Here is a 5,460-nt window from a genome sequence, read left to right as displayed (position 1 = left end):
AGGATCAGACGAAGGCCGCCCCCACGTCCGGTGAATCCCCAGGTGAGCGACCCAGTACGAGACACCGTTCGAGACCGGAAGAAAAAGAACAAGCTCTAGGGCGTGTTTCGGAAGTCCCGCCCTTCGGGCGGACGGCGCTACTTTCGAAACACGCCCTAGCCCCGCCGCTCCCCCGGAGAGTCCGCCCATGCCCCACCTCGCGTTCGACATCGACTTCTGCGCACAGCTCAGCAAGCTCCAGGGAAGCGTCAAACAGGGGGTGTTCGACGCCTGGGAGAAGTTCGAACGTCTCACTCTCGACCAGCTGTTCAAGGACCAGGGGCTGAAGCTGGAGACCCTCAAGCGGGCCCGCGATCCGCACATCAGGACCATCCGCATCGACCAGGGGACGCGGGGCGTGGTCCTCGCGCCGGACAGCGGTGACACGTACGTGCTGCTGCGCGTCATGCCGCACGACAAGGCCATCGCGTGGGCGGTCAAGCAGAGGGCCAGCATCAACACGGTCACCCGGGCCGTCGAGATCCGGGACATCGCCATGCTCGACGAGCTCACTCCGGCGTACGAGCGGATCGCCCCGGCTCCCGATCAGCGGCTGTTCGCGAAGGTGTCCGACGGTGACATGGCCGCGCTCGGCATCGACGAGACCACGCTCCGGCAGGCCCGCGCGCTTACCGACGCGGAGCAGCTGGAGGTGTTCGCCCCGTACTTCCCCCAGGACCAGCGGGAGGTCCTGGAGTACCTGGCGGCCGGCTTCAGCGTCGAGGACGTGTGGCGGGACGTGGTGTCCGTGGCCATGTCCACCGTGTCCGCCGGTGATCCGCCCGTGGACACGAAGGACTTCGCGACGGCGATCCAGCGCACCCGTGCGCGTATCGCTCTCGTCACCGCGTCGGAGGAGCTGCGCGACATCCTCGACAAGCCGTTCGCCGCGTGGCGGGTCTTTCTCCACCCTTCGCAGCACAAGGTCGCCTATCGCCCCTCGTACTCCGGCCCCGCCCAGGTCACCGGCGGCCCCGGGACCGGGAAGACGGTCGTCGCCCTGCACCGGGTACGCCACCTTCTGGGGCATCTGCGCGATGGTGACCGGGTGTTGCTGACGACGTACACCAACGCCTTGGTCGCCGCTCTCCGTGCGGGCCTCGCGGCCCTGGTCGAGGACGAGGTGCTGCGCGACCGGGTCGACATCATGACCGTCGACGCCTTCGCCGGCCGTGTCGTGTCGACGTCGCGACGGCCACTGCGCGGCGGTGAGGAGGAGACCAGGTGGGAGCAGGCGGCTCGCGCCACCGGCTTCACCGGCACCGCGCAGTTCCTCGCCCAGGAGTACAAGCACGTGATCCTCGCCCAGGACCTCCGGACCCTGGAGCAGTACGAGAGCTGCGAGCGCCGGGGCCGGGGCAGCGCTCTGCCCACGTCCGCACGCGGTGCCGTGTGGCGCACCGTCGAGGAGTTCACCGGCCGCCTCAGCGCCGATGGGCTGCGCACCTACCTCGGCACCTGCTCGGAGGCCGCGGATCTGCTGACGGCCTCCGGACCGCGTTACCGGCACGTGGTCGTCGACGAGGCCCAGGACCTGCACCCGGCCCAGTGGCGGCTGCTGCGGGCCGCGGCTCCGGCGCGCCCCGACGACCTGTTCATCGCGGGCGACCCCCACCAGCGCATCTACGACACGAAGGTCTCGCTGAAGGCGGTCGGGGTCAGGGTCAGCGGCCGGTCGACGAAGATGCGCAAGAACTACCGCTCCACCCACGAGATCCTCAGCTGGTCCACCGCTCTCCTCGTCGGCCGGCCTTTCGAACAGCTGGCGGACGACGCCCGCAACGACACCTTGCTCGGCTACCGTTCGGCCCTGCACGGCGACGGGCCCGAGACGTTCGACGGGGACTCGGAGGGCGCCGAACTCGACGCCTTGGTCGAGCGGGTGCGTGGATGGCTGGACAGCGGCATCGCGCCGGGTGAGATCGGGGTCAGCGCCCGGTTCAACAAGGTCTGCGACAAGGCCGTGGAACGGCTCAGGGCGGCGGGCGTCCCTGCCGTGCGGCTCCGGGGCGACGCGCCCGCCGACCCGGACAGCGTGCAGATCGGCACCATGCACGCGTTCAAGGGGCTCGAATTCCGGTGCGTCGCGGTCATCGGCGTGAGTGACGGGGCGCTCCCGTATCCGAGGGCGGTCACCGCCGCCGAGGTCGACCGGCTCCAGCACGACGCGGACCTCCTGGCGGAACGCTGCCTGCTGTTCGTCGCGTGCACCCGCGCCCGGGACGGGTTGTACGTGTCCTGGTGGGGCGAGCCGAGCGAGTTCCTGGTCGAGGCCGGTCTCTGAGGCGCACAGCCGCCCTTCGTCGAGCGGACTGCCGGCACCCCGGGGCCGTGAGGGAGAGTGCCGACGATTGCGCCGCCCCAGCGGTTGTCGCGACAGCCCGTCTGCCCCGACGATGGGGAGACATGTCGCCATGGACGGGAGGCCGAGTTGACGGACCCCTGGGTTGCTCCGGCCGCCGACGAGCACCCGGGCTCCCGGCTCGCTCAACTGCACCGTGCGCACGAGGTGTTCACCTCCGACGGCCGGCTTGAGACGCCGGTGCGCTCCGTGGTGGGCCAGTCCTGGCGACGGTCCGCCCAGGCCCGCGTCAGCCCTGACGGATCGGCGCTGGTCGAGCTCTGCGCGGACGAGCTCGGACCCTACCGGGACGCGCATCCGCTGGCTCGCGTCATGCCGATGATCCGCGAACTGATGAGCGCCTACGCGATGGACGGCGAGCATCTGCTCGCGGTCTGCGATGCGCACGGCAGGCTGCTGTGGGTGGAGGGGCATGCGCGGGCCCGTCGGCGTGCGGAACGGATGAACTTCGTGGAGGGGGCCCGCTGGGCCGAGTCGGCGGCCGGGACGAACGCCCCCGGCACGGCGCTCGCGGTCGACCGCCCTGTGCAGGTGTTCGGCGCCGAGCATTTCCTCCGGCCGGTCCAGCAGTGGACGTGCGCGGCCGCTCCGCTGCACGACCCGCACACGGGCCGGGTGCTCGGCGCCGTCGACATCACCGGCGGGGACGGGCTCGCGCATCCGCACAGCCTGGCGTTCGTCCAGGCCGTGGCACGGGCCGCCGAGTCCCAGCTCGCGCTCGTCGCACCCCCGTCCGCCGGTGGGTCGGCTCAGCTCTCCGCCCTCGGGAGGGACGAGGCGCTCCTGGTGCCGGACGTCCCGGGCGGGCGCAGGGTCCGGCTCAGCAGACGCCACAGCGAGATCCTGGTGACGCTGGCCCTCCACCCGGAGGGCCTCGGCGGTGACGAGCTGCTGATCGAGCTGTACGAGGACGAGTCCGTCCCCCCGGTGACGCTGCGGGCCGAACTCGCCCGGCTGCGCCGCCTTCTGGGACCCGAGCTGGTGCGCTCGCGTCCGTACCGTCTGGGCCGGCCGGTGGACGCCGACTTCGATGCCGTCGCGCGCAGGCTGGAGTCCGGGTCGGTGGCGGCGGCGCTCGGCGCGTATGCGGGCCCCCTGCTGCCGCGTTCGCAGGCACCGGCGGTGGTCCGGCTCCGACGCCGGATCGCCGGACAGCTGCGGGCCGCGCTGATCGCCCGGGGTGATCCGGGGCTGCTCTCCGACTGGGCGTACAGCCCCTGGGGTGCGGAGGACCTCCCTGTCTGGCGGGCACTCGCCGCGGCGGCGCCCCCGGAACGGCGGGCGGCGCTCCTGGCCAGGGCCGGCGCGCTGGACGCGGAGCAGCGGGCGTAGTCCCGTACCCCCGGAGGGCGGTGCGTGCAACGGCGTTGCAACGTCGCGCTGCCTAGCCTCACTCCGAGGGCCGTCCAACGCCGGGCGGCACCGGATCCGGGAGGCCACAGAGATGACCCGTTACGCCGCGCCGGGGACCGAGGGCGCCATCGTCTCGTACGAGTCCCGCTACGACCACTGGATCGGCGGCGCCTATGTCCCGCCGGCCCGTGGCCAGTACTTCGAGAACCCGAGCCCCGTCAACGGCCGCCCGTTCACGGAGATCGCCCGCGGCACCGAGGACGACGTCGAGCGCGCCCTGGACGCCGCCCATGCGGCGGCACCCGCCTGGGGGGCCGTGTCGGCGGGTGACCGTGCGACGGTCCTGAACCGTATCGCGGACCGCATGGAGGAGCATCTGGAGGAACTGGCGGTCGCCGAGAGCTGGGAGAACGGCAAGCCGGTGCGGGAGACGCTGGCTGCGGACATTCCGCTGGCCATCGACCACTTCCGCTACTTCGCGGGTGCGCTGCGCGCCCAGGAGGGGTCGCTCAGCGAGCTCGACGAGGACACCGTGGCGTACCACTTCCATGAGCCGCTGGGTGTGGTGGCTCAGATCATTCCGTGGAACTTCCCCATTCTGATGGCGGTCTGGAAGCTGGCCCCGGCGCTGGCCGCGGGGAACGCGGTGGTCCTCAAGCCGGCCGAGCAGACCCCCGCGTCGATCCATCTGTGGATGAGCCTGGTCGCGGATCTGCTTCCGCCGGGGGTCGTCAACATCCTCAACGGTTTCGGGGCGGAGGCGGGCAAGCCTCTCGCGTCCAGTCCCCGGATCGCGAAGGTCGCCTTCACCGGCGAGACGACGACGGGGCGCCTGATCATGCAGTACGCCTCGGAGAACCTCAAGCCCGTCACGCTGGAGCTGGGCGGCAAGTCGCCGAACCTCTTCTTCGACGACGTGTGGGCGCTGGATGACGACTTCCGTGACAAGGCGCTCGAAGGCTTCACCATGTTCGCCCTCAACCAGGGCGAGGTGTGTACGTGTCCCTCGCGGGCGCTGATCCAGCGCGGGCACTACAACGAGTTCCTCGAAGCGGGCATCGCCCGCACCGAACAGATCGTGCCCGGGCACCCGCTGGACACCGACACGATGATCGGCGCGCAGGCCTCCGCCGAGCAGCTGAAGAAGATCCTTTCGTACCTGGAGATCGGACAGCAGGAGGGCGCGAAAATACTGACCGGTGGCCAGCTCGTCGAGCACGGGGGCGATCTGGAGGGCGGCTACTACGTCCAGCCGACCATTTTCGAGGGCCACAACCGTATGCGGGTCTTCCAGGAGGAGATCTTCGGCCCCGTGGTCGCCGTGACGTCCTTCTCGGACTTCGACGAGGGCATCAGGACGGCGAACGACACGCTGTACGGGCTCGGCGCGGGCGTGTGGACCCGGGACACCAACACCGCCTACCGGGCGGGCCGGGCCATCAAGGCGGGCAGGGTCTGGACGAACTGCTACCACGCCTATCCGGCCCACGCCGCTTTCGGCGGGTACAAGCAGTCGGGCATCGGCAGGGAGAACCACAAGATGATGCTGGAGCACTACCAGCAGACGAAGAACCTCCTGGTGTCGTACTCACCGAAGAAGCTGGGCTTCTTCTAGTAGGGCTTGGTCAGGTCGGACATGGGTGAGCGTGTCCTTTCGGTCGGTGTTGCGTTGACAGGGTGTGACTCCGGATGAGATTGCGGCTGTG

Annotated in this window: 3 protein-coding genes; all 3 read left to right on the top strand. The window is 70.4% G+C overall.

What is annotated here, in order from left to right:
• Positions 1-187 precede the first annotated feature (187 nt).
• On the top strand, positions 188-2,323 hold the full coding sequence (locus ABT001_RS35650; protein ID WP_351285830.1) for a UvrD-helicase domain-containing protein: 2,136 nt from the start codon (positions 188-190) through the stop codon (positions 2,321-2,323).
• A gap of 147 nt (positions 2,324-2,470) precedes the next feature.
• A complete protein-coding gene (locus ABT001_RS35645; protein WP_351285828.1) occupies positions 2,471-3,733 on the top strand; it encodes a GAF domain-containing protein in 1,263 nt (420 codons plus the stop codon).
• A 112-nt stretch (positions 3,734-3,845) separates the two neighbouring features.
• Positions 3,846-5,369 carry an acetaldehyde dehydrogenase ExaC gene (gene exaC / locus ABT001_RS35640; RefSeq protein WP_351285827.1) on the top strand — a complete coding sequence of 508 codons (1,524 nt, stop codon included), beginning with the start codon at positions 3,846-3,848 and terminating at the stop codon, positions 5,367-5,369.
• Positions 5,370-5,460: the final 91 nt, after the last annotated feature.

The sequence above is a fragment of the Streptomyces sp. NPDC002793 genome (genome assembly GCF_040295485.1).
Classification (GTDB): domain Bacteria; phylum Actinomycetota; class Actinomycetes; order Streptomycetales; family Streptomycetaceae; genus Streptomyces.
The sequence above is the reverse complement of the archived record's forward strand: the minus strand, read 5'-3'. Positions and strand labels throughout refer to the sequence as shown.

Bases quoted from the DNA above. Each gene is read 5' to 3' on its own strand.
- ABT001_RS35650 (WP_351285830.1), top strand. From the start codon at position 188: ATGCCCCACCTCGCGTTCGACATCGACTTCTGCGCACAGCTCAGCAAG.
- exaC (WP_351285827.1), top strand. From the start codon at position 3,846: ATGACCCGTTACGCCGCGCCGGGGACCGAGGGCGCCATCGTCTCGTAC.